General features: G+C 47.0%; 21 protein-coding genes and 1 riboswitch. Of the genes, 13 read left to right on the top strand and 8 right to left on the bottom strand.

Annotated features, from left to right (window positions below):
• Positions 1–3 precede the first annotated feature (3 nt).
• The 6 genes from HPC38_RS08140 to ispB form a co-directional block, all read right to left on the bottom strand.
• Positions 4–1,653 carry a sulfatase-like hydrolase/transferase gene (locus HPC38_RS08140; protein ID WP_208120794.1) on the bottom strand — a complete coding sequence of 550 codons (1,650 nt, stop codon included), beginning with the start codon at positions 1,651–1,653 and terminating at the stop codon, positions 4–6.
• Positions 1,646–2,935, bottom strand: a complete 1,290-nt coding sequence (waaA, locus tag HPC38_RS08145; RefSeq protein ID WP_208120816.1) for a lipid IV(A) 3-deoxy-D-manno-octulosonic acid transferase — start codon at positions 2,933–2,935, stop codon at positions 1,646–1,648. The genes HPC38_RS08140 and waaA overlap by 8 nt, the downstream gene beginning before the upstream one ends.
• Positions 2,935–4,506: a glycosyltransferase family 2 protein gene (locus tag HPC38_RS08150; RefSeq protein ID WP_208120795.1), complete on the bottom strand. Its 1,572-nt coding sequence runs from the start codon at positions 4,504–4,506 to the stop codon at positions 2,935–2,937. Before HPC38_RS08150 ends, waaA begins: the two co-directional genes overlap by 1 nt.
• Before the next feature lie 77 nt (positions 4,507–4,583).
• Positions 4,584–5,105 (bottom strand): hypothetical protein, encoded by a 522-nt coding sequence (locus tag HPC38_RS08155; RefSeq protein WP_208120796.1) that lies wholly within the window; start codon positions 5,103–5,105, stop codon positions 4,584–4,586.
• Positions 5,106–5,222: 117 nt separating this feature from the next.
• Positions 5,223–5,945: an epoxyqueuosine reductase QueH gene (locus tag HPC38_RS08160; RefSeq protein WP_208120797.1), complete on the bottom strand. Its 723-nt coding sequence runs from the start codon at positions 5,943–5,945 to the stop codon at positions 5,223–5,225.
• On the bottom strand, positions 5,945–6,937 hold the full coding sequence (gene ispB, locus HPC38_RS08165) for an octaprenyl diphosphate synthase (RefSeq protein ID WP_208120798.1): 993 nt from the start codon (positions 6,935–6,937) through the stop codon (positions 5,945–5,947). The genes HPC38_RS08160 and ispB overlap by 1 nt, the downstream gene beginning before the upstream one ends.
• Positions 6,938–7,167: 230 nt before the next feature.
• Between ispB and rplU the strand changes: the two genes are divergently transcribed.
• The 4 genes from rplU to cgtA all read left to right on the top strand — a co-directional run bounded on the left by rplU (position 7,168) and on the right by cgtA (position 9,994).
• Complete coding sequence (rplU, locus tag HPC38_RS08170; RefSeq protein WP_208120799.1) at positions 7,168–7,479, top strand: 50S ribosomal protein L21; 312 nt, start codon at positions 7,168–7,170, stop codon at positions 7,477–7,479.
• A gap of 17 nt (positions 7,480–7,496) precedes the next feature.
• A complete protein-coding gene (gene rpmA / locus HPC38_RS08175) occupies positions 7,497–7,754 on the top strand; it encodes a 50S ribosomal protein L27 (RefSeq protein ID WP_208120800.1) in 258 nt (85 codons plus the stop codon).
• Between the two features lie 120 nt (positions 7,755–7,874).
• Positions 7,875–8,828 carry a DMT family transporter gene (locus HPC38_RS08180; protein WP_208120801.1) on the top strand — a complete coding sequence of 318 codons (954 nt, stop codon included), beginning with the start codon at positions 7,875–7,877 and terminating at the stop codon, positions 8,826–8,828.
• Entirely contained in the window at positions 8,825–9,994 is a 1,170-nt protein-coding gene (gene cgtA / locus HPC38_RS08185) for an Obg family GTPase CgtA (RefSeq protein ID WP_208120802.1), read from the top strand. Before HPC38_RS08180 ends, cgtA begins: the two co-directional genes overlap by 4 nt.
• A 38-nt stretch (positions 9,995–10,032) precedes the next feature.
• Here cgtA and ribB read toward each other — a convergent pair whose 3' ends face one another.
• A complete protein-coding gene (gene ribB, locus HPC38_RS08190) occupies positions 10,033–10,692 on the bottom strand; it encodes a 3,4-dihydroxy-2-butanone-4-phosphate synthase (RefSeq protein ID WP_208120803.1) in 660 nt (219 codons plus the stop codon).
• Between the two features lie 78 nt (positions 10,693–10,770).
• A riboswitch (FMN riboswitch) is annotated at positions 10,771–10,901 on the bottom strand.
• Positions 10,902–11,007: 106 nt separating this feature from the next.
• Here ribB and ubiK point away from each other — a divergent pair.
• From ubiK to HPC38_RS08205, 3 genes are read left to right on the top strand one after another with little or no spacing between them, the layout of a single operon-like run.
• Positions 11,008–11,328: a ubiquinone biosynthesis accessory factor UbiK gene (gene ubiK / locus HPC38_RS08195; RefSeq protein ID WP_208120804.1), complete on the top strand. Its 321-nt coding sequence runs from the start codon at positions 11,008–11,010 to the stop codon at positions 11,326–11,328.
• 17 nt (positions 11,329–11,345) lie between these two features.
• On the top strand, positions 11,346–12,611 hold the full coding sequence (nadR, locus tag HPC38_RS08200) for a multifunctional transcriptional regulator/nicotinamide-nucleotide adenylyltransferase/ribosylnicotinamide kinase NadR (protein WP_208120805.1): 1,266 nt from the start codon (positions 11,346–11,348) through the stop codon (positions 12,609–12,611).
• Positions 12,612–13,298 (top strand): metallophosphoesterase family protein, encoded by a 687-nt coding sequence (locus HPC38_RS08205; RefSeq protein WP_208120806.1) that lies wholly within the window; start codon positions 12,612–12,614, stop codon positions 13,296–13,298.
• Positions 13,299–13,355: 57 nt separating this feature from the next.
• Here HPC38_RS08205 and acs read toward each other — a convergent pair whose 3' ends face one another.
• Positions 13,356–15,323, bottom strand: coding sequence for an acetate--CoA ligase (gene acs, locus HPC38_RS08210; RefSeq protein ID WP_208120807.1), 1,968 nt, complete (start codon positions 15,321–15,323; stop codon positions 13,356–13,358).
• Between the two features lie 238 nt (positions 15,324–15,561).
• Here acs and gmk point away from each other — a divergent pair, with 238 nt between their 5' ends.
• From gmk to murI, 6 genes are read left to right on the top strand one after another with little or no spacing between them, the layout of a single operon-like run.
• Entirely contained in the window at positions 15,562–16,188 is a 627-nt protein-coding gene (gene gmk, locus HPC38_RS08215; protein ID WP_208120808.1) for a guanylate kinase, read from the top strand.
• A 55-nt stretch (positions 16,189–16,243) separates the two neighbouring features.
• The gene (rpoZ, locus tag HPC38_RS08220; RefSeq protein ID WP_208120809.1) at positions 16,244–16,528 is read left to right on the top strand and encodes a DNA-directed RNA polymerase subunit omega; all 285 of its coding nucleotides are present in this window, start codon (positions 16,244–16,246) and stop codon (positions 16,526–16,528) included.
• Between the two features lie 23 nt (positions 16,529–16,551).
• A complete protein-coding gene (spoT, locus tag HPC38_RS08225) occupies positions 16,552–18,681 on the top strand; it encodes a bifunctional GTP diphosphokinase/guanosine-3',5'-bis pyrophosphate 3'-pyrophosphohydrolase (protein ID WP_208120810.1) in 2,130 nt (709 codons plus the stop codon).
• 7 nt (positions 18,682–18,688) lie between these two features.
• Positions 18,689–20,770: an ATP-dependent DNA helicase RecG gene (gene recG / locus HPC38_RS08230; protein ID WP_208120811.1), complete on the top strand. Its 2,082-nt coding sequence runs from the start codon at positions 18,689–18,691 to the stop codon at positions 20,768–20,770.
• Positions 20,757–21,251 carry a chorismate--pyruvate lyase family protein gene (locus HPC38_RS08235; RefSeq protein ID WP_208120812.1) on the top strand — a complete coding sequence of 165 codons (495 nt, stop codon included), beginning with the start codon at positions 20,757–20,759 and terminating at the stop codon, positions 21,249–21,251. The genes recG and HPC38_RS08235 overlap by 14 nt, the downstream gene beginning before the upstream one ends.
• On the top strand, positions 21,248–22,042 hold the full coding sequence (gene murI / locus HPC38_RS08240; protein ID WP_208120813.1) for a glutamate racemase: 795 nt from the start codon (positions 21,248–21,250) through the stop codon (positions 22,040–22,042). The genes HPC38_RS08235 and murI overlap by 4 nt, the downstream gene beginning before the upstream one ends.
• The last annotated feature ends 252 nt before the right edge of the window (positions 22,043–22,294 follow it).

Here is a 22,294-nt window from a genome sequence, read left to right on the forward strand (position 1 = left end):
ATATTATTTCAAAATGTTTAAATCATGATAGATGTAATGATAGTAGCTTAAATCAAATGCTTTACGCTGTTCGTCATCCAATTCTACCCGTTTCTTCCGCCAAAATATATTAGCATGAAAAAAATCATTTGGTTGAACGCCTGCTACTTCCAGAATAACGCCACCCAATTGAGAAAGGTATATGCAGCCGCCTTGCTGTTTATCTGCAAAAGGAATATTCGTTTTAATTTGGCATTGTGTGATGTAGTCTGGCTTAGCATACTTTAAATTATAATCAATATGATAATCAAAGTGCGGTTGATGGTCGCCAAAATAGCCTAAAACAAAAGGACGATCCCTATCCATCATAACTTGCTCAAATTTCATCATAGCCTTGTCTAGCAAAGTGATTCTATGAATATAATCATTTAACTGCCCAATTAATCCCGATGGCATACCTTCATTTTTAATGTGATAATCATTTTGTGCTTTTTTATCATAAGGGCCATGTTCTTTCATGGTTAAAAGATAGAGGAAAATAGGCTGTGAAATATCCTTTAACTTAGGATGACCTTTATTCATAATTTTATGAGCACAACTAGCCATATATTCACTACTAATATCCCATAAATTTTTGGTAATAGGTGCTGGATAACCAAGTTCCTGAGGTTGGAGAATTAAATCAAATCCAAGATGATCATAGGCAAATTTTGCATTATAATTTGTTTTGGTAAATGGCGTTAATGCAACACAGAAATAGCCTTGATCGTGTAAATTTTGAACCAATCCCATTTTAATATGAGATACAACAGAATAGAAAACAGCATTCTCTAATACGCCAAAATGATTAGGTTCAACCCCTGTCAAGAATGCAAATTCTGACTTCCACGTTCCCCCGCCAAATGTCGGCACTCTAACATACGAAGTAAAAACACTCATATCATTAGGTTGAAACATATTAATAGTTGGTCTATTTTGGATGTCTATTGCATAGTTAATAGGATTAAAGGTTGATTCTTGCAACCAAACCACAATATCTGGCTTTATCTTATTGATAGAAATACTTGCTTTCTTGGGTAAATCTTTAATAAAAACAGCACTGCTATCATTATATTGAGGTGCCTTAAAAAAGAGACTCCTCCAAGACATAACGATATTAAAGTAAACATCTTTACATTCTGGAAAATCCTTCATCCACAGTCTATGAACATACTTTTTTTCACTGTATTGATTGATTAAATAAAAGAATAATATCGCTAGTCCTATCCCTAAAAAGTGATTTAAGAAATAATATGTATCCCCCCAGAAAGATAACATGGCATAAATAAACAGTCCTAAAATACCTAACATACTGACAATTAACAGTTTATAATGAAATATCGTTTCCCAATTTTTAACATCCGCTGCAATAATAAAGTCTGTAGCCAATAATGGCTGTTTGTAATAGTGTAGTTTTAAACGATGAAGCAACATAAATATTATAAAAATAAATGATGTAAAATTAATGGAATACATCATTCCTGAGGAAATAGATAAAATAATAGAAAAAATAAAACACCATAATAAAATAGAAATATAACAAGCTGATTTTGAATGTGTTTTTACGATAAAAATGACATTCAAAAGCAATGCAACAACTAGAACAACCGTTGAAAAAGAGAAATTCTCAAGCATATTTTTTATCCAAATAGAGATCAATTTTTGATAAAATTTTCCTTAATGCCCCTTTATTTTGGATCAAAACCTGATAGCCATTCTCACTTAATTGTAATGTAAAATCTGGTTGGCTAAGGCAAGTACGGATAGATGCTGCGATCCGATCAGAATCACTTTTAACAATAATAACACCATTTAAAGCACTAAGTTTATTATACACATCCACAAAATTAAACACGTACTCGCCACTGATAACAGGCAGTTTAAATGCCAGCGGTTCAAGCGGGTTATGTCCGCCGATAGGTTGTAGGCTGCCGCCGACAAAGGCAATATCCGCCATGCCATAAAGTGGCACCAGTTCGCCCATGGTGTCGCCTAAAATCACCTGAGTCTCAGCCGTTGGGGATTGGTGGGCGCTTAAGCGTGCCATGTTGAGTTGCGCACGCGCAATCAGTTCAGCCACCTGTTCAAAACGTTCAGGGTGGCGTGGCACCAAAATCAACAGCAAATCAGGAAAAGTTTGTAGCAAAGTGCGGTGCGCTTGTAGTAACAGTTCATCCTCGCCTTGATGAGTGCTACCTGCAATCCAAACCTTTCGCGCACCCAACGCCCACGCTTTGCGCCATGCGTGAATTTTTTCTGCAACCGCACTTTCCAGCTGAAAATCGTATTTTAAGTTGCCGAGGGTTTTCACTTTCGCCTCATCCACGCCCAATGCGCGATAACGCACCGCACTTTGCTCATCTTGCGCGGCAATTAGGCTGATTTCCTGCCACACACTGGCTAGCGCGGTTTTGAAATAACCATAGCGCTGAGCCGAGCGGGCCGAGAGGCGCGCATTGATGATCATAAAGGGAACATCACGCTTGTGCGCTTGGTGGATAAAATTCGCCCAAATTTCCGTTTCCATCACCAAACATAGCCTAGGTTGAATAAAATTCAGCAGCCGCGCCATGGCATCGGGTAGGTCGTAGGGCAGGTAATAGTGCGCCACACGCTCACCAAAAAGCGCCTTCACCCGCGCAGAGCCTGTTGGCGTGACTGATGTAATGGTGATCGGTAAATGAGGATAATCTTGCAGCAACGCATTGATCAGCGGCACGGCGGCCAGCGTTTCCCCCACCGACACAGCATGAATTAAAATGCCACCTGCGCGTGGTGCAGCCGCCTTGCCATAAAAGCCATAACGCTCAGCAATACGCGCGCGGTAGGCTGGGTTTTTGCGACTGCGCACAAGCAAATAAACCCATACCAACGGCTGCAGGCAATATAAAAGTGCGGTATAAACCCAGCGAAAAATCATGCATTGTCCTTACATTGTTCCACGCCATTTTTGCAGTAGGTGAGTCCCTCTTGCATGGCGCGCTTGAGTAGTTGATCATTGGCAGGCAGTGCGTCACGCTTGGCTTCATGGTGCCAGAGATGATAAGCGATGGCGGCAAAGCGCACGTCGCGGCGCTTGATGCCGTTATTGTAAAGCCGAGCAACAAATTCACTGTCTTCTCGCCCCCAACCGACAAAGTCATTATTAAAACCATTAATCGCTAGCGCATCATCACGGAAAAACGCCATATTGCAACCGCGAATACCTTTAAACGACCCCAATTTTGGCTTGAACAATAGGCGGCTTAGCCACGGTAGATGAATAGCGGTGAGGCGTTTTTCAACGCGTGATTCAATCCCTTTGTGATACCACTTCAAGTGAGGGTAATGCATTGGCTTTTGTAAAATAGATTGTGTTTTGGTCTCAGGCAGCACTACACGTGAGCCTTGCACAAATACACCTTTTTGTGCCAGTGCGATATGGTCAGCAATAAACGCCGGCGAGAGAAGCATATCACCATCAATCACTACGACATAATCCCCCTTCGCTTTTGCCAGTGCCAAATTACGCGATTGTGCGAGTTTAAAGCCCTCATCGGGTTGCCAGCTGTAAATGAGCGGAATAGTAAAGTGCGGTTGGATTTGCGCAATAGCATCGCGCGTACGCTCGTCTGAGCCATCATCAGCGATGATCACTTCACACGGCATGACCGTCTGTTGCAATACCGAGTTTAGCACCGCCAGTAGTGCATCGGGACGGTTGTAAGTGGTGATGATAAGGGATACCGTCAAATTCTCATTTGCTTCAGCCAGTTTAACGTATTTATAATACGCACCCATCGCATTGGCTGCGCTGATGACAAAGCCATCACGGCCACTTAAAAAGCCTTTTTTCAACACATAATTTTTGAAAAAAGCCGCTATGCCGTGGCTGATGGCACTGGCAAGTCCAGCGTGTTTTTTGTGTTTTTGCTGCTGGGCAAAAAGTGCGGTGTATTGCTGCATTTTTTGGATCAAATCATCGCTACCAGCAAAAGAATAGTGATCAAAACTGTGCTGTAGGCGTACGGTTTGCACGTGCGCTGGTAGCATCAAAGATTCATGCACTTGATTGTCGTTAAATTGCACCAAAGTGCGATTATACAGGCGCTTGACATAATCAGGATACCAGCCACAAGTTTTAATCACGCGCCCGCGGTAGTGGTTGAGGCGTAAGAGAGCATACACTGTTGTTGGGTCGTCGAGTGTAAGATGGGCTAATTCGTCGATTAATGCTCTCGGCAGCACTTCGTCGCTGTCGATATTTAAAATCCAATCGTGCTTGGCAAGCTCGGCGACGCGATTTTTCAGTGGGCCAAAGCCGATAAAGGGGGAGTGCTCAATGCGCACGTTGGCAAACTCACTCGCAATCGCTAATGTATTATCGCTTGAGCCGTTATCCAGCAGCAGTACTTCATCAAAAGGCGAAAGTGCGGTCAATACTTGATGAAGGTATTTTTCGGAATTTTTCACCAACATCGTCACACTGATGGGAAGTTTGTCTGTCATTTAATCTCTCTCGACACAAATAATAAGCCCCTAGTAATGTATAGCATTATTAGGGGCTTTTGAATATTTAAAAGAACTTATTTTTTCTCTTGTACTTTCGCTTTTAATTCGCTGATGCTTTGCGCGGCTTGCGAGAGTTTTTCGGTGGCTTGTTGTTGTAACGCCATTAATTCTTTCGCTTGCGCTTCAGTTGGTTTTTCAATCACATATTTGGCAGAATCTTGCATCAATTTGATGAAATCACCAAAGCCAGAGACGAATTGGTTTTTCAATGCTTTGCCGTCGTCAGTTTTTACATCCAAGCCTTCAACGCTGGCTTTAATTTCTTCGTATTTAGCCGCGATTTTTTTGAAAATGTCAGCTTGTTCTTCAGGGGTTTTCGCTGCCTGCAAATCTGATTGCAAGGTTTGAATTTGCGCCAAGTTGCCATTTTGCTCAGTGGCTTGGTCAAATGCCGCCAAATCTTTTTGTAAATCAGCTTGTACATCAGCTTGAGTATTAGTAGCTGGTGCTTCAGCTTTTTTGGTGTCTGCCTTATCACAAGCAACTAAGGCTAGGCCTGCAAACATCATCGCTAAAAATTGATAAAAACGTTTCATTTAAATGTCCTCATTTTAGTGTCGCCCCCAATGGGCAAGTAGATTTTTTTAGTTTACGACTTTTTCTCATTTAGGTCAAAGCGTTACTTGCTTTGACCGCACTTTTTATCAAAAGTTTTAATCAGCAGAATAATAAAGTTTACCAATCTCAATTTTCTGCCGCCCTTGCGCCTCGCGCCAGCGGTTGGTGTCACGCAGAGAATAGACGCAGCCGCAATACTCTTGCTGATAAAAGCGCTCACGCTTGCTGATTTCAATCATCCGCTGCGAGCCACCGCCTTTTCGCCAATTGTAGTCCCAATACTGCACGTCGTCATATTTTTCCGCCGCGCGGTGTCCACAGCCGTTGATCTGATTCATATCTTTCCAACGTGAAATGCCAAGGCAGCTGGTAAACACAGGAAAGCCATGTTCGTGGGCGTATTGTGCGGCTTTTTCAAAACGCATATCAAAGCACATGGTACAGCGGATGCCACGTTCAGGCTCATCTTCCATGCCTTTGGCACGCTCAAACCACTCGGCGCGGTCATAGTCGGCATCAATAAACGGAATACCAAATTTTTTGGCAAACCGAATATTCTCTTCTTTGCGGATTAAATATTCTTTTAGCGGGTGAATATTCGGGTTATAGAAATAGATGGTAAAGTCAATCCCAGAAGCGCGGATCGCCTCCATCACTTCACCTGAGCACGGCGCGCAGCAAGAGTGCAACAATAAACGAGTATGCCCATCAGGCAAGGTTAATTTTTCGCGCACAAAAGGGGCGTTTGGATCTTTTTTCTGTTTGCGCCGCTTTGCGCGTACGGATTCAACCGCACTTTGTGTTTGTTGAGTGTTCATCAGTAAGTTCTGTCCACGGAAAGGTAAGCTAACGAAATAAGCGCATTTTTATACTCACTTTCGGGCAAAATCGCAAGGGCATCCACCGCTTTTTGTGCCTCTTCGTGCGCGCGCGCCGTGGCGTATGTTAGCGAACCGCACTTTTGCATCACGCCGAGCACAGCGTGAAGCTTGTCGCGCCCGTTGCCTTGCTCAATGACCCTTTTAATCATCTCACGCTCAGTTTCATCGCCGTGGTGCATAGCGTGCAGCAGCGGCAGGGTGGGCTTGCCTTCGGCGAGATCATCACCAATATTTTTGCCTAAATGGGTTTGATCGGCGCTGTAATCCAACACATCGTCCACTAATTGGAACGCGGTACCAAGGTAGCGCCCATAATCTGCCAGTGCGCTTTCAACCGCACTTTCAGCACCAGCGGAAATCGCTGCACACTGAGTTGCCACTTCAAACAGGCGGGCGGTTTTGCTGTAAATCACCTGCATATAACTCGCTTCCGTCGTATTAGGATCGTTACAATTCATCAACTGCAGCACCTCCCCTTCAGCGATCACGTTGGTGGCGTCCGACATCACTTTTAAAATACGCAAATCATCAAGTGCGGTCATCAGCTGGAAGGCGCGCGTATATATAAAATCGCCCACCAACACGCTCGCGGCATTGCCAAACAAGGCGTTGGCAGTTTCGCGCCCGCGGCGCATATCCGATTCGTCCACCACATCATCGTGCAACAGCGTGGCAGTATGAATAAACTCAATAAAGGTCGCCGCCGTGATATGCGCTTGTCCACTCACACCCAGTGCGCGCGCCGCCAGCACAGCGATCATTGGGCGAATGCGTTTGCCGCCAGAACCAATAATATAATGCCCAAGCTGGTTGATCAGTGCAACATCGGAGCGCATCTGCGCGAGAATAAGCGCGTTGACGGCTTGCATATCACTGGCACACAGTGCCTGGATCGCTGCCATGTCAAGGCGTTTTGATTGTTCACTCATAAGTGTTTGTCTACTATTACTATAATGTATTGATAAATTTGCCTTGATTGTACCTGAAAACCGCTAAATTCTAAAATGGATCGCAAGAAAAAGGATCTTTTTTCGCTTTCTCTAAAATAGTTGCTTGCCATTTGCATGATTTTTGCGTAAAATCCGCACCCTATATGAATTTTAATTTGCGCAGTGAAAACTAAATCGTTATTCCTGCCAACTTTCGCGGAGTTTTTTATATGTACGCAGTTTTCCAAAGTGGCGGCAAACAACATCGTGTGAGCGAAGGTCAAGTCGTTCGTTTAGAAAAACTTGATATTGCAACGGGGGAAACCGTTGAGTTTGACTCAGTGTTGATGGTCGTTAATGGTGAAGATGTAAAAATTGGTGCCCCATTAGTCAGTGGTGGCAAAGTAGTGGCTGAAGTAGTGGCACACGGTCGTGGCGAAAAAATCAAAATCGTTAAGTTCCGTCGTCGTAAACACAGTCGTAAACAACAAGGTCATCGTCAGTGGTTCACAGAAGTGAAAATCACTGGTATTAGTGCCTAATTTAGAGGAGATCGAAAATGGCTCATAAGAAAGCGGGTGGTTCAACTCGTAACGGTCGTGACTCTGAAAGCAAACGTCTTGGTGTTAAACGCTTTGGCGGTGAATCAGTTTTAGCCGGTAGCATCATTGTTCGTCAACGTGGTACTAAATTCCACGCGGGCAGCAACGTTGGCATCGGTCGTGACCATACCCTATTTGCAACTGCAGATGGTAAAGTTAAATTTGAAGTGAAAGGCGACAAAAACCGTAAATTTGTCAGTATTGTAACGGAATAATTTAACGGTTCGAATTGAAAACCCCGCACTTTTGCGGGGTTTTTTGTTTAACCGCACTTTGCCTTTTACGAAAGCATAAGAGTTCAGTACAATAAGAAAAACATGTTATTGAGTAAACCTATGACACCATCAAGACCGATCAGTGGATTTTTCCTCGCGCTCACTACCGCCGCCTGTTGGGGCAGCTTGCCGCTGGCATTGCAGCAGGTAGTGCGGCTTATGGACAGCACCACTATTGTGTGGTTCCGTTTTATGGCGGCCACGCTCGGCTTACTGGTGATTTTAGCCCTGCTGAAAAAACTGCCCAATTTTATCTTGCTGCTTAAAGGCAGCTATCGCTGGCTGATTTTGCTCGGTGGCATTGCACTCGGGGCGAATTTTGTACTGTTTAATACCGCACTTTTATACGTCTCGCCTGATGTTACACAAGTATTGGGGCAAATTTCACCGTTTTTAATGATGATCGCGAGCAGCCTATTTTTAAAAGAAACCATGGGCACACCGCAAAAAATCGGCGCGTTGCTTTTGGTCGCTGGGTTGTTGCTGTTTTTTAACCAAAAACTGTTTGAACTTTTTACCAGCTTAACGGATTACACCATTGGCGTGATTTTTACCGTCAGCGCAGCGGTTGTATGGGTTGGCTATGGGCTGGCGCAGAAAGTAATGCTGCGCCGGCTCAATTCACAACAGATCCTATTGATTTACTACGCCACCGCCGCACTGCTTATCACCCCAATGGCCGCACCCCATGAAATCACGCGCTTACCTGTGTTTGAGCTGTGTTGCTTGGCGTATGCATGTTTAAACACACTTGTGGCGTATGGATCCTATGCCGAAGCCCTCAATCGTTGGGAAGTGAGCAAAGTCAGCGCAATTATCACCTTAACCCCGCTTTTTACTATTTTATTTAGCGCACTGGCACATTACCTTGCCCCGAGCACCTTTAGCCAATCCAGTTTAAATATGACATCCTACATCGGCGCACTGGTGGTGATCGCAGGCGCCCTCTATTCCGTTTTAGGCAACAAAATGCAATGGCATGCTCGCCATCATCGAGCAAAGGAGAAAAGATGAAATTTATTGACGAAGCCCTGATTCGCATTGAAGCAGGCGATGGTGGCAACGGCTGTGTGAGCTTTCGCCGCGAAAAATACATTCCGAAAGGTGGCCCTGATGGTGGTGATGGTGGCGACGGCGGCGATATTTATTTAGAAGCCGACGAAAACCTCAACACCTTAATTGACTACCGCTTTGAAAAACGTTTCAGCGCTGGGCGTGGCGAAAACGGGCGTAGTGCTAACTGCACAGGCCACCGCGGCAATGACATCACCTTAAAAGTGCCTGTCGGCACACGCGCAATCGACAATGACACCAAAGAAATTGTCGGTGATTTAACCGAACACGGCATGCGGCTGCTGGTGGCAAAAGGTGGCTATCACGGCTTAGGCAACACGCGTTTTAAATCCTCTGTCAATCGCACGCCACGGCAAAAAACCAACGGTACCGAAGGGGAAAAACGAGATTTATTGCTTGAGCTGATGCTGCTGGCAGACGTGGGTATGCTAGGGCTGCCAAATGCGGGTAAATCCACCTTTATCCGCGCTGTATCAGCTGCGAAGCCAAAGGTAGCAGATTATCCGTTTACCACGCTTGTGCCAAGTTTGGGCGTGGTGCGCGTGGATGACACCCGCAGCTTTGTCATCGCCGATATTCCAGGCCTTATTGAAGGTGCAGCCGACGGTGCGGGGCTTGGCATTCGCTTTTTGAAACATTTAGAGCGCTGTCGCGTACTCATTCATTTGATTGACATCAACCCGATTGATGAAAGCGATCCCGCGGAAAATATCACTATTATTGAGCAAGAACTGGCACAATACAGCGAAAAATTGGCAGAAAAACCGCGTTGGTTAGTGTTTAATAAAATCGACACATTGCCTGCCGATGAACTCAACGCCAAAGTCCAAGACATCACCGAACGTCTAGGTCTGGCGGAAAAAACCTACAAAATCTCTGCTGCCAGCGGTGATAACATTAAGCAATTGTGTTGGGATATTATGCAATTCTTAGACGAACACCCACGCGAACAAATGCAAACTGAACAAGCACCTGATGAAGTCAAATTCAAATGGGACGACTATCATCAAGAACAACTCGTTGCCCACCAAACCGATGACGACGATGACTGGGACGATTGGTCCGATGAAGACGAAGAAGGTGTTGAAATTATCTATAAACCATAACCCTAAAAAACCGCACTTTTATTGATCACAATATGCACTTAAGCTGAGTGAGAGATGGTATCGTGGGCAAGGCGGTATTGCACTAGATCTTCGATTGTCAATACACAAAAGCCGTGTTGTTGTGCGAAGGTGATAATATCTGGTGTGCGCGCCATGGTGCCGTCGTCGTTGGTAATTTCACAGATCACGCCAGCAGGTGTTAGGCCAGCTAAGCGTGCGAGATCAACCGATGCTTCAGTATGCCCACGGCGGGTCAGCACGCCGCCATTTTGTGCTTTGAGGGGAAAAACGTGCCCTGGGCGGTTGAGGTCGCTTGCCTTGGCATTGCGAGCGATGGCGGTTTTGATTGTGGTGACGCGATCTTGCGCGCTGACCCCTGTGGTGACACCTTGTGCGGCCTCGATGGTGACGGTAAATGCGGTGTGGTTGACGCAGGTGTTGTGAGCCACCATGGGGGAAAGTTCAAGGGTTTGGCACTGCTCTTCTGTGAGACATAAGCAGACAATGCCACTGCCGTAGCGGATTAACATCGCCATTTGTGCGTTGGTGATGGTTTGCGCTGGGAAAATAAGATCCCCTTCATTTTCGCGATTTTCATCGTCGAGTACGAGCACGCCTTGACCTTGTCGAAATGCGTCGATTGCGCGTAAAACACGTTGCTCACTTGAGCCGAATTGAGAAAGAATAAGCTGATTCATAGTAATATCCTTAAATGTTAAGTTACTAGAATCAGGGCGTGATGATAGGCGCACAACGGGTGTGCGTAACACAGGCAACTGTGTTCTCTTTCATCCAGACTATCACTGTCGGCTTCGGAGTTACACCGAATCTGCTGACCTTAAGCTCGGCTTAAGCGCTCGTGGGCTGTACCACCGGTGGGGAATTTCGCCCCGCCCTGAGAACAAGATTATTATACGCCAAATTGTGTGTTATGGATAAAAAATTTCCCTTTAGGGTGGCAATTTCGTAAAATGGAGCATATAGCATTGAAATTGAGAAAAAGGGGAATGTTTATGCTAAATCCGAAAAAATTGGAGCAGATTGCACAGCAAATTCACGATGCGCTGCCGAAGGGCATTAAAGCATTTGGTGAAGATATGGAGCATAAAATTAAACAGGTGATCCAAGCACAATTGACCAAACTTGATGTGGTTAGTCGAGATGATTTTGAGGTGCAAACGCAAGTGCTGGTGCGCACGCGTGAAAAGCTGACCGCACTTGAGTTGCGAGTGGATGAACTTTCACGCGCGCTGGGTAAAACCCAAGCCGAACAAGAAAGCAGTTCAGAGCCTGCGCCAGCGGTGTTTAATGAAACTGCGTCGAGCGACAATTAAACCTTAAGGAGTGTGCGATGTCATTTGCTTATTTACAACAAAAGCGCAAACAGCTTAACTTAAAAGTGAACGAAGTCTGTGAGCAAGCAGGTGTAACGCGCGCTTACTTCAATCAACTTGTCAGTGGCAAAATCAAAAATCCCAGTGCGATTAAGCTGCAAGCCCTGCATAAAGCCCTGAATATCACCGCGCAGGTGGATAAAAAAGTGGGGGTGATTTTTGGGAAATTTTACCCTGTCCACACAGGCCACATTAATATGATTTTTGAGGCTTTTAGTAAAGTCGATGAAATTCATGTGGTGGTATGCACTGAAAGCGAGCGCGATCTCAAGCTGTTTTATGACAGTAAAATGAAAAAAATGCCAACGGCGCAAGATCGCCTACGCTGGATGCAACAGATTTTTAAATACCAACAAAAACACATTTTTATTCATCATCTGGTGGAAGATGGGCTGCCGAGCTATCCGAATGGTTGGGAGGCGTGGTCGCAACGTGTGCAGCAGCTGTTTAAAGAGAAAAATGTCAGCCCAACGATGGTGTTTAGCAGCGAACCGCAAGATAAAGCCCCTTATGAGAAATATTTAGGTTTGCAAGTGCATTTGGTGGATCCTGAACGCAAATTTTTTAATGTGTCAGCGACTAAAATTCGAAACCATCCATTCCATTATTGGAAGTTTATTCCAAAAGAAGTGCGCCCATTCTTTGCCAAAACCATCGCCATTTTAGGTGGTGAGAGCAGCGGTAAAACCGTATTGGTGAATAAATTGGCGACAGTATTTAATACGACATCGGCGTGGGAATATGGGCGTGAATATGTGTTTGAACAGCTAGGTGGCAATGAGCAAGCTATGCAATTTTCGGATTATCCTTTAATGGCTATCGGGCATTTGCGTTATGTGGACTACGCTTTGCGCCACGCGCACAAAGTGGCGATTGTGGACACCGATTTCATTACCACGCAGGCATTTTGTATTCAATATGAAGGCAAAGCGCACCCATTTTTGGATTCGATGATCAAAGAATATCCGTTCGACATCACCATTTTGCTTTCCAATAACACCAAATGGGTGGATGATGGCTTGCGTAGCCTTGGCGACAAAAAATCCCGTCAGCGCTTTCAAGATTTGCTGAAAAAATTGTTGGATAAATACCAAGTGCCGTACATTGAAATCACCTCACCAAGTTATTTGGAACGTTATGATGCGGCCAAAGCGATTGTGGAAAAAATATTGAATGACGAAGACTTACCGCAGTTGCATCACGACGAAGTGAAAGGATCTTAGATGTTACTTTTTGCTGGCGACCCTCATGGCAGTTACACTCACTTGCTGTCTTTTGTGAAAGCGCAGCCTGGTGTGGCCTTGATTATTCTTGGCGACTTACAGCTGCGCGATTGCAGCGTGCTTGATGAGCTGGGGCAGTTCTGTGATTTGTGGTTTATCCACGGCAATCACGACAGCAAAACCGTGCAGGCATTTGAGGCGTTGTGGGGCAGCCATTGGCGTGAGCGCAATTTGCATGGCAAAGTGGTGGAAATTCAAGGCCTGCGCGTGGCCGGTCTCGGGGGCGTTTTCCGCGGGCAAGTGTGGATGCCACCGAATAAACCGCTCTTTTTTGACCCGATTCACTATTGCCAATATTGCCCGCAGGAAAAAATTTGGCAAGGCGGCTTGCCACTGCGCCACCGCACATCGATTTTTTTATCGGATATTGAAACACTTGAGCGCCAGCAGGCGGATATTCTGGTTTGCCATGAAGCGCCCAAGCCGCATCCGTCGGGCTTTCAGGTGATTAACCAGTTGGCGCAACACATGGGTGTGAAAAAGCTCTTTCATGGGCATCATCACGACAGTTTTGATTACCAAGCGCATCCGAGCCGCGATCCGTTTGATGTTATTAACGTCGGCTTTCGTAGCCTTGCCACCCAAGAGGGCGAGTTTTTACTCGTCGGTGTGGACGACAGGGAATAAGCCTTAAAAAAGCAAAGTGCGGTCAAACCGCACTTTGAGTTGACCGCACTTTGGCCTTTACAACACTTGGCGTTGCAGCTGGCCGATGATGTGCGGGTTTTCCAATGTGGAAATGTCTTGCGAAATCACCTCATTTTTGGCAATGGCACGCAGCAAGCGGCGCATAATTTTGCCCGAACGGGTTTTTGGCAGGTTTTCCGCAAAGCGGATGTCTTCTGGGCGGGCGATTTTGCCAATTTCTTTTGATACCCATGCTTTAAGCTCTTCCGCCAAGGACTTGGCCTCGTCATCGTTGTCTGGCAATGGCGTGTTAAGCACCACAAAGGCCACGACAGCTTCTCCTTTTAGCTCGCACGGTTTACCCACCACCGCCGCTTCAGAGACTTGTGGGTTGGCCACTAAAGCCGATTCAATTTCCATGGTGCCCAAGCGGTGGCCTGACACGTTCAAGACATCATCAGTGCGCCCAAGAATCCAGAAATAGCCGTCTTCGTCACGGTGGGCGCTATCGCCTGCTACATAGTATTTTCCACCGAGTGTAGCTGGGAAATAGGTTTTCTTAAAGCGTTCATCATCATTCCAAATGGTGCGTAACATAGATGGAAATGGGCGCTTGATCACCAGCATGCCACCGCTTTCATCACGCACAGGGGTGCCGTCGTCATCCACCACATCGGCCATAATGCCAGGCAGTGGCAAGGTGCAGGAACCCGGTTTTAATGAGTTAATGCCAGGTAGTGGGGAGAGCATAATCGAGCCAGTTTCGGTTTGCCACCATGTGTCCACAATCGGGCAACGCTCTTTGCCGATGACCTGATAAAACCACATCCACGCCGCGGGGTTAATTGGCTCACCCACGCTGCCGAGCAGGCGCAGTGAGGAGAGATCGTATTTGTTAGGAATCCAATCTCCCACGCGGGTGAGTGAGCGAATCAGTGTAGGGGAGGTGTAGAATACCGTGATTTTGTGGCGCTGAATCATCCGCCAGATGCGCCCAGGATCAGGGTAGCTCGGTACGCCTTCATAAATCACTTGTGTTGCGCCGTTGGCAAGCGGACCGTAGCAAACGTATGAATGCCCAGTAATCCAACCGACATCCGCGCTGCACCAGTAAATATCGTCTGGCTTGTTATCAAACACCGTTCGGAAGGTGTTAATCGCGCCGAGCAGGTAGCCAGCGGTGGAGTGTACGATGCCTTTTGGTTTGCCAGTGGAGCCTGAGGTATAGAGAATAAATAGCGGGTCTTCTGAATCCATCCACTCGGGTTCGCAAAAATCGGGCTGGCCTTTCGACAGTTCGTGCCACCACAAATCACGCCCTGCTTGCCAGTGGTTGTCGATGTTTAAACGGTAATACACCACCACATTTTGCACACTGTCGCAGCCCATTTCGAGCGCTTCGTCCACAGTGTCTTTGAGTGGAATAATCTTGCCGCCGCGCAGCCCTCCATTAGCGGTGATGACCAATTTAGCCTGTGCGTCTTCAATGCGATCACGCAAAGCGCTGGCAGAAAAGCCCCCAAACACCACCGAATGAATGGCACCGATGCGCGCGCAGGCTTGCATTGCGATGACTGCTTCTACAATCATCGGCATATAAATCACCACGCGATCGCCTTTGCCGACACCTAACTCGCGTAACGCATTGGCAAAGCGGCACACACGGTTGTGCAGCTGGGCATACGTCCATGTGGTCACTTGCCCAAAGTCCGATTCAAAGATAAGTGCGGTTTTATTCCCTTTGTCTGGTAGGTGGCGGTCAAGGCAGTTATAGCTGGCGTTGAGCTTGCCATCAGGGAACCAGCGATAAAATGGCGCATTGCTGTCGTCAAAAATGGTCATAAACGGCTTTTTCCATGTGATTAAATCGCGCGCTAAATCGGCCCAATATTGTAAATAGTCTTTATCGGCAAACTCCCACAGGGCTAGATAGTCCTGCAAATTGCCGATGTTGGCTTGTTGGCTGAATTCATCACTGGGTTTAAAGATTCGATTCTCTTTAAGCATGGCGTCTAAATGTTGCATCGTAATCTCCTTTATAAAAGTGCGGTTTGCTGATCTTTTGTACGTTTAAAGTATCGAAAGTATATCCATGCTGCAAGATGTGTTAATAAAATGTTAAAGATAAAGATCACATTTTTGAAAAAATTATCGCAAATTTGCCCTTTCAACACACAAAAGTGCGGTCAGCAGGCGGATTTTAACTGATTTTTTCTTCATTTCACGGCATAATGCGCACAAGACAAGCAAGTTAGGATACATTATGCAATACGGTCAGTTATACATCATTTCAGCGCCGAGTGGTGCGGGTAAATCGTCTCTTATCGCGGCATTGCTCAATAATTTAGGTGAAGGTAAGGCCAAAGTCTCTGTTTCACACACCACGCGTGCGCCGCGACCAGGCGAGGTGGATGGCGTGCATTACTATTTTTGCGACGTGGCCCGTTTTGAGCAGCACATTGCTCAAGATCACTTTTTGGAATATGCCCAAGTGTTTGATCATTACTATGGCACCTCACGACCGATGATTGAAGAAAGCCTCTCTCAAGGCATGGATGTATTTTTGGATATTGATTGGCAAGGCGCGCAACAGGTACGTGAAAAAATGCTCGCGTGTAAAAGCATTTTTATTCTCCCGCCATCATTAGCCGAGCTTGAACAGCGCCTGCAACGCCGTGGGCAAGATAGCGAGGAGGTGATTGCCAAACGAATGGAAAAAGCCATTGCTGAGATGAGTCATTATGCAGAATATGATTATGTCGTGGTTAATGATCAATTCCAACAAGCGTTAGGGCAATTGCAGGCGATTTTGCAGGCGGAAAAACTTACGCTCGCGGCACAACAAAAAAATCATGCCGCTTTAATTGCACAATTGCTAGCGAAATCATAACAGCTTTAGTATGATATAAGATCCTAAAAAATAATGACCTCAATGGAGAAGAGATATGGCACGTGTTACAGTGCAAGATGCAGTAGAAAAAATTGGTAATCGTTTTGACTTGATCCTCACCGCAGCTCGCCGTGCGCGTCAGTTGCAAACCAGTGGCAAAGAACCTTTGGTGGCACCTGAAAATGATAAGCCAACCGTGATCGCACTGCGTGAAATTGAAGAGGGCTTGATCAATAATGAAATTATGAACAAACAAGAACGCTTTGAACAGTTAGAACAAGAAGCCGTTGAATTGCAAGCTGTGTCATTGTTGTCGGCGGATAACGAAAACGAAGCATAATTGGCAATAAAAGTAGGTGTCGATTGTATCTTTTTGAAAGTTTAAATCGCATTATTCAAGGCTACTTGCCAAGCGATGATATTGAGCTGGTGCGTCAAGCCTATATCGTGGCACGCGATGCCCACGAGGGCGTAACACGCTCGAGTGGCGAGCCTTACATTACACACCCCGTTGCCGTGGCCTCTATCATTGCGGAGATGAAACTCGACCACGAGGCGGTGATGGCGGCATTGTTGCATGATGTTATTGAAGATACTCCCATCACGCAAGAAGAGCTGACCGCACTTTTTGGTGAAAGCGTAGCGGAAATTGTGGAAGGCGTATCAAAGCTTGATAAGCTCAAATTCCGCACCCGCAAAGAGGCGGAAACGGAGAATTTCCGCAAAATGATCTTGGCGATGACCAAAGATATTCGCGTGGTATTGATCAAACTTGCCGACCGCACGCACAATATGCGCACCCTTGGCGCATTGCGACCCGAAAAACGCCGACGGATTGCTCGTGAAACCTTAGAAATTTATGCCCCCCTTGCACACCGTCTTGGGATTGAACATATCAAAAACGAACTCGAAGATCTCGGCTTTGAGGCGCTTTATCCGAACCGCTACCACGTGCTGCAAAAGGTGATTCAAGCGGCGCGTGGCAACCGTAAAGAGATGATTTTAAGTATCGCCGATGAAATCCGTGGGCGGCTAACCGAGGCTGGCATTCACGCACGGGTGTTTGGGCGAGAAAAGCATCTTTACTCAATTTACCAAAAAATGCGCCTTAAAGAGCAGCGTTTTCACTCGATTATGGACATCTACGCTTTTCGCACCATTGTTGATAGTGTGGACACCTGTTATCGGGTGCTTGGGCAAATGCACGGGCTGTATAAACCGCGCCCAGGGCGGGTGAAAGATTACATTGCGGTGCCAAAAGCCAATGGATATCAATCGTTGCACACCTCGATGATTGGCCCACACGGAGTGCCAGTGGAAGTGCAAATCCGCACCGAAGACATGGATCAAATGGCAGAAATGGGGGTGGCAGCCCATTGGATGTATAAAGAAGGCGCAGAAAGCAAAGGCACCACGGTGCAAATTCGAGCACAACGCTGGCTGCAAAGTTTGATTGAGTTACAACAAAGTGCGGGTAACTCGCAGGAATTTATCGACAGCGTGAAATCCGATATGTTCCCAGATGAAATTTATGTGTTCACACCAAAAGGCCGCATTGTTGAGCTGCCGACGGGTGCCACAGCGGTGGATTTAGCTTTTGCAGTCCACTCAGATATTGGGCAAACTTGTTTTGGTGCGCGAGTCGATCGTGTGCCTTATCCGCTTTCTCAGCCTTTGGAAAGTGGTCAAACAGTGGAAATTCTCACCTCACCTTACGCGCGCCCAAGTGCGGGCTGGCTTAATTTTGTGGTGACGGCCAAAGCGCGCTCGAAAATCCGCCAAACCTTGAAAAATTTACGACGTGATGAATCCATCACGCTGGGTAAGCGTCAGTTGATACATTCGCTGTCGCCTTATAAACTCGCCGATATTGACGGGCAGCGCCTGACAGACTTGCTCGAAGAGCTACACTTAGCCAATCTTGATGACTTATTGGCGGAAATTGGCCTAGGCAACCGCATGAGTGCGGTAATTGCGCACCGACTGCTGGGTGAAAAAATAGAGATCGACACAGACGGCATTCCGAATAACAGCAAAGAGGAAGGGTTGGTCATCAAAGGCGCAGAGGGGCTTTTGATCAGCTGTGCGAAATGTTGCCACCCGATTCCTGGCGATCCGATTGTAGCCTTTGTTAGCCCAGGCAAAGGGCTGGTAGTGCATCATGAATCCTGTGCGAATATCGTTCATGAAAAACAAAATGAACCAGCGCATTTTACCCCCGTTGAATGGGAAAAGAGCGAAAATATCGTCGAATTTGATGCTGAGCTGCGCATTGAGGCCGTGAATCAACAAGGCATTTTAGCGCGCTTGACCAATGCTATTGCTCGTACAGGCAGCAACATTAAAAGCATTGCCACAGAGGAAAAAGAAGGGAGAGTGTATTTCATCACGCTGTTAATCTCGGTGCATAATGTGGATAAGCTCAATGTGGTGATCAAAAAGCTCGCCAACGTGACAGGCGTGATCGAGATTGTGCGTAATATTAATGAATAGGTAAGTTATGGCGGGTCAATTGTTAGATGCCGTGCCACTGACCGCACTTTCAGGTGTGGGCGTGGCAATGGTCAACAAGCTCGCCAAATTGCGTATTCACAATGTGCAAGATTTGTTGTTTCACCTGCCGATGCGCTATGAAGACCGCACGCGCGTAACCGCACTTTGTGATATTACCCCTGACACCTATGCCACAGTCGAAGGCATTGTGCAAAGCACTGACGTCACCTTTGGGCGGCGCGCCATGCTCACCTGCGTGATTTCTGATGGCACAAGTAAATTGATGCTGCGCTTTTTCAATTTTAATGCGGGAATGAAAAACAGCTTGCAAGCGGGCGCACGCGTCAAAGCCTTTGGTGAAATCAAACGTGGGCGCTTTATGGCGGAAATGCTCCACCCACAATTTCAAATTATCCACAACGATGAGCCATTAGTGCTAGAGGAAACTCTCACACCGATTTACCCCAGCACGGAAGGGCTGCGCCAAGCGAGCTTACGCAAGTTAACCGATCAAGCGCTCAAATTGCTTATCAGTACACCCGTGCATGAATTGCTGCCAGCGGAATTGACGCCGCACCCTATCCCGTTAAAAGACGCATTGTTATTTCTCCACCGTCCGCCACCGAGTGTGTCACTCGCGCAGCTTGAAGAAGGGCAATTGCTAGCCCAGCAGCGGCTGATTTATGAAGAACTGCTGGCACACAATGTGGCGATGCTGCAAAGCCGCGCACATATGCGCAAACTCAACGCAACCGCACTTTGTGCAACGATGGCACTAAGCCAACCTTTTTTGGCGCAATTGCCATTTCAACCAACAAGCGCGCAAACGCGCGTGAGCCAAGAGATTTTGCATGATCTTGTGCAAAGCGAGCCGATGATGCGCCTCGTGCAAGGGGATGTCGGCTCGGGTAAAACGCTGGTGGCGGCGCTGGCGGCACTGGTGGCGGTGGAAAACGGCAAGCAGGTGGCCTTGATGGCGCCAACCGAAATTCTCGCCGAGCAGCATGCGCAAAACTTCCGCCGTTGGTTTGAACCACTGGGCATCACGGTTGGCTGGCTGGCGGGCAAAGTGAAAGGCAAGGCGCGCGCTCAGGCACTGGCAGAGATAAAGTGCGGTCACGCGAAAGTGGTCATCGGCACTCATGCCTTATTTCAAGATGAGGTGGAATTTGCGGATTTAGCACTGGTGATCATCGATGAGCAGCACCGCTTCGGCGTGCATCAACGGCTGATGCTGCGCGAAAAAGGGTTGAAAAATAACACCTATCCGCATCAATTGATTATGACTGCCACCCCCATTCCACGCACTTTGGCGATGACGGTTTATGCCGATCTGGACACCTCCATTATTGATGAGTTGCCGCCTGGGCGCACCCCGATTCAAACCATTGTGGTCAGCGAACAGCGTCGTGACGAGATTGTCGAGCGCGTCCGCCTTGCCTGCGAGAGTGACAAACGCCAAGCCTATTGGGTGTGTACTTTGATTGAGGAAAGTGAGGTGCTTGAGGCGCAAGCAGCGCAGGCAACCGCCGACGATCTGCAGCGTGCGTTACCTAAGTTGCGCATTGGGCTGGTGCATGGGCGAATGAAAGCGCAAGAAAAACATACCATTATGCAGCAATTTAAGGCGCATGAACTGGATTTATTGGTCGCGACCACCGTGATTGAAGTGGGGGTCGATGTGCCGAATGCCAGCTTGATGATCATTGAAAATGCCGAGCGTTTGGGGCTTTCGCAACTGCATCAACTACGCGGGCGCGTGGGGCGTGGCAGCGTCGATTCTTACTGCGTTTTGTTGTATAAAACGCCGCTGGGCAAGGTGTCTAAACAGCGCCTGCAAGTGATGCGTGAAACGCAAGATGGCTTTGTGATTGCTGAAAAAGACCTGCAAATTCGCGGCCCTGGGGAAGTGCTTGGGACGAAACAGACGGGCATCGCGGAGTTTAAAATCGCTGATCTTATGCGCGATCGTAAACTGATCCCACTGGTGCAGCACAACGCTAAAACACTCCTGGCTCGCTACCCACAACTAGCGCAGCCGCTGATTCAGCGTTGGCTGGATGATAAAACAATCTATGGCAATGTTTAATTCATTTACACATATTCACTGGCAAGCTCACAACATAGGCGGCGACGCATTGCCATGCGCGGTGCAACACTGGCTTTTTTCAACTCCTTCACTGACTGCCTTGCTCAAACAAAAGTGCGGTCAATTCACCGTTGATGTGCGCTGTGAGGGCTGGCAGCGCGCCATATTGCCGCAGGAAACCGCACTTTTACCAAAAGACAAAAAATATTGGGTGCGCGAGGTCACTTTATTGGGCGACGGCACACCTTGGGTTGCCGCCCGCACGGTTATCCCTTTGACAACAAGCGAACATTTTCCACCCCTATTAGCACTAAATACAACGCCGCTGGGCGAGTTTTTATTTCAACACAATAGCGTGCGTGGCGCGCTGCAATGGGGTAGAATAGAGAGCATGTATGCTCGCCGCTCCTGCTTTATGCTGGCGCACCAGTCGTTGCTAGTCAGCGAGCTTTTTCTGCCTGAATTTGATTTTACCGCATGACACAGTCTAACAGCATCCTTGTTTTTGACTCTGGCGTGGGTGGCTTGACTATCTACCAAGAAATCCAAGCCCTCTTGCCCGAGTGGCATTATCTCTACTGCAGTGATAACGCCTTTTTCCCCTATTCCGAAAAGCCCGAACAGGCGATCATTGACCGCACTTTAGCGATTTGTCAGCGCATTATGCAAACTCATTCGCTTAAACTTATCGTGATTGCATGTAACACCGCTAGCACAGTGGTGCTTCCCACGCTGCGTCACGCCTTTCCTGACGTTAGCATTGTGGGCACTGTGCCTGCGATCAAACCCGCCGCAAAATTATCGCAAACCAAACAAATTGGCTTGCTTGCCACCAAAGGCACGGTCAAGCGCCCTTATACGCAACAGTTGATCGACCAATTTGCGCTTGATTGCGACGTACTGCGTTTAGGTTCCACCGAATTAGTGCAGTTGGCAGAAGATAAATTGCACGGCAAGCGAGTTACTCAAGCGCAAGTGCAAAGTGCGGTGCGTGATTGGGCAGATAAGACTCAACTGGATACGGTGATTCTCGGCTGCACCCACTTTCCTTTCCTTAGACAAGAACTGCAACAAGCCTTGCCACAGGTTAAGCATTTCATCGATTCAGGCAAAGCTATCGCCGCACGGGTGCAATATCTTCTCAAAGATCAACAGCCTTATTCTGCGGGTGAAAATTGTGTATATTACACTCAAGTGCTTGGCGACGAGCAGCCATTGCGGGAGTGCTTAGCGCAAATGGGCTTTAAGCAGCTGCGCCATCTCCCGCTTTGACACAAAGTGCGGTTTTTCGCCAGTTTGGCGATAAAAACCGCACTTAATATTTTTTTGTAAAAAAACACTTGCGAAAGTTTTGCTAGGCACTATAATTCGCACCCACTGACGCACGGCAATGCAAAGTGCGGTCAGAAAAGATCAAAAAATTGAAAAAACTGCTTGATCTGTGGCGAGAATATCTTATATAATTCTAAGCCTTGACTTTGATGTCAAAACGTTCTTTAACAAAATATCAGACAATCTGTGTGG

Origin of the sequence: Spirabiliibacterium pneumoniae, assembly GCF_014884995.1 — a bacterium.
Taxonomy (GTDB): Bacteria; Pseudomonadota; Gammaproteobacteria; order Enterobacterales; family Pasteurellaceae; genus Spirabiliibacterium; species Spirabiliibacterium pneumoniae.

Bases quoted from the DNA above. Each gene is read 5' to 3' on its own strand.
- HPC38_RS08140 (WP_208120794.1), bottom strand. From the start codon at position 1,653: ATGCTTGAGAATTTCTCTTTTTCAACGGTTGTTCTAGTTGTTGCATTG.
- HPC38_RS08150 (WP_208120795.1), bottom strand. From the start codon at position 4,506: ATGACAGACAAACTTCCCATCAGTGTGACGATGTTGGTGAAAAATTCC.
- HPC38_RS08155 (WP_208120796.1), bottom strand. From the start codon at position 5,105: ATGAAACGTTTTTATCAATTTTTAGCGATGATGTTTGCAGGCCTAGCC.
- HPC38_RS08160 (WP_208120797.1), bottom strand. From the start codon at position 5,945: ATGAACACTCAACAAACACAAAGTGCGGTTGAATCCGTACGCGCAAAG.
- ispB (WP_208120798.1), bottom strand. From the start codon at position 6,937: ATGAGTGAACAATCAAAACGCCTTGACATGGCAGCGATCCAGGCACTG.
- rplU (WP_208120799.1), top strand. From the start codon at position 7,168: ATGTACGCAGTTTTCCAAAGTGGCGGCAAACAACATCGTGTGAGCGAA.
- rpmA (WP_208120800.1), top strand. From the start codon at position 7,497: ATGGCTCATAAGAAAGCGGGTGGTTCAACTCGTAACGGTCGTGACTCT.
- HPC38_RS08180 (WP_208120801.1), top strand. From the start codon at position 7,875: ATGACACCATCAAGACCGATCAGTGGATTTTTCCTCGCGCTCACTACC.
- cgtA (WP_208120802.1), top strand. From the start codon at position 8,825: ATGAAATTTATTGACGAAGCCCTGATTCGCATTGAAGCAGGCGATGGT.
- ribB (WP_208120803.1), bottom strand. From the start codon at position 10,692: ATGAATCAGCTTATTCTTTCTCAATTCGGCTCAAGTGAGCAACGTGTT.
- ubiK (WP_208120804.1), top strand. From the start codon at position 11,008: ATGCTAAATCCGAAAAAATTGGAGCAGATTGCACAGCAAATTCACGAT.
- nadR (WP_208120805.1), top strand. From the start codon at position 11,346: ATGTCATTTGCTTATTTACAACAAAAGCGCAAACAGCTTAACTTAAAA.
- HPC38_RS08205 (WP_208120806.1), top strand. From the start codon at position 12,612: ATGTTACTTTTTGCTGGCGACCCTCATGGCAGTTACACTCACTTGCTG.
- acs (WP_208120807.1), bottom strand. From the start codon at position 15,323: ATGCAACATTTAGACGCCATGCTTAAAGAGAATCGAATCTTTAAACCC.
- gmk (WP_208120808.1), top strand. From the start codon at position 15,562: ATGCAATACGGTCAGTTATACATCATTTCAGCGCCGAGTGGTGCGGGT.
- rpoZ (WP_208120809.1), top strand. From the start codon at position 16,244: ATGGCACGTGTTACAGTGCAAGATGCAGTAGAAAAAATTGGTAATCGT.
- recG (WP_208120811.1), top strand. From the start codon at position 18,689: ATGGCGGGTCAATTGTTAGATGCCGTGCCACTGACCGCACTTTCAGGT.
- HPC38_RS08235 (WP_208120812.1), top strand. From the start codon at position 20,757: ATGGCAATGTTTAATTCATTTACACATATTCACTGGCAAGCTCACAAC.
- murI (WP_208120813.1), top strand. From the start codon at position 21,248: ATGACACAGTCTAACAGCATCCTTGTTTTTGACTCTGGCGTGGGTGGC.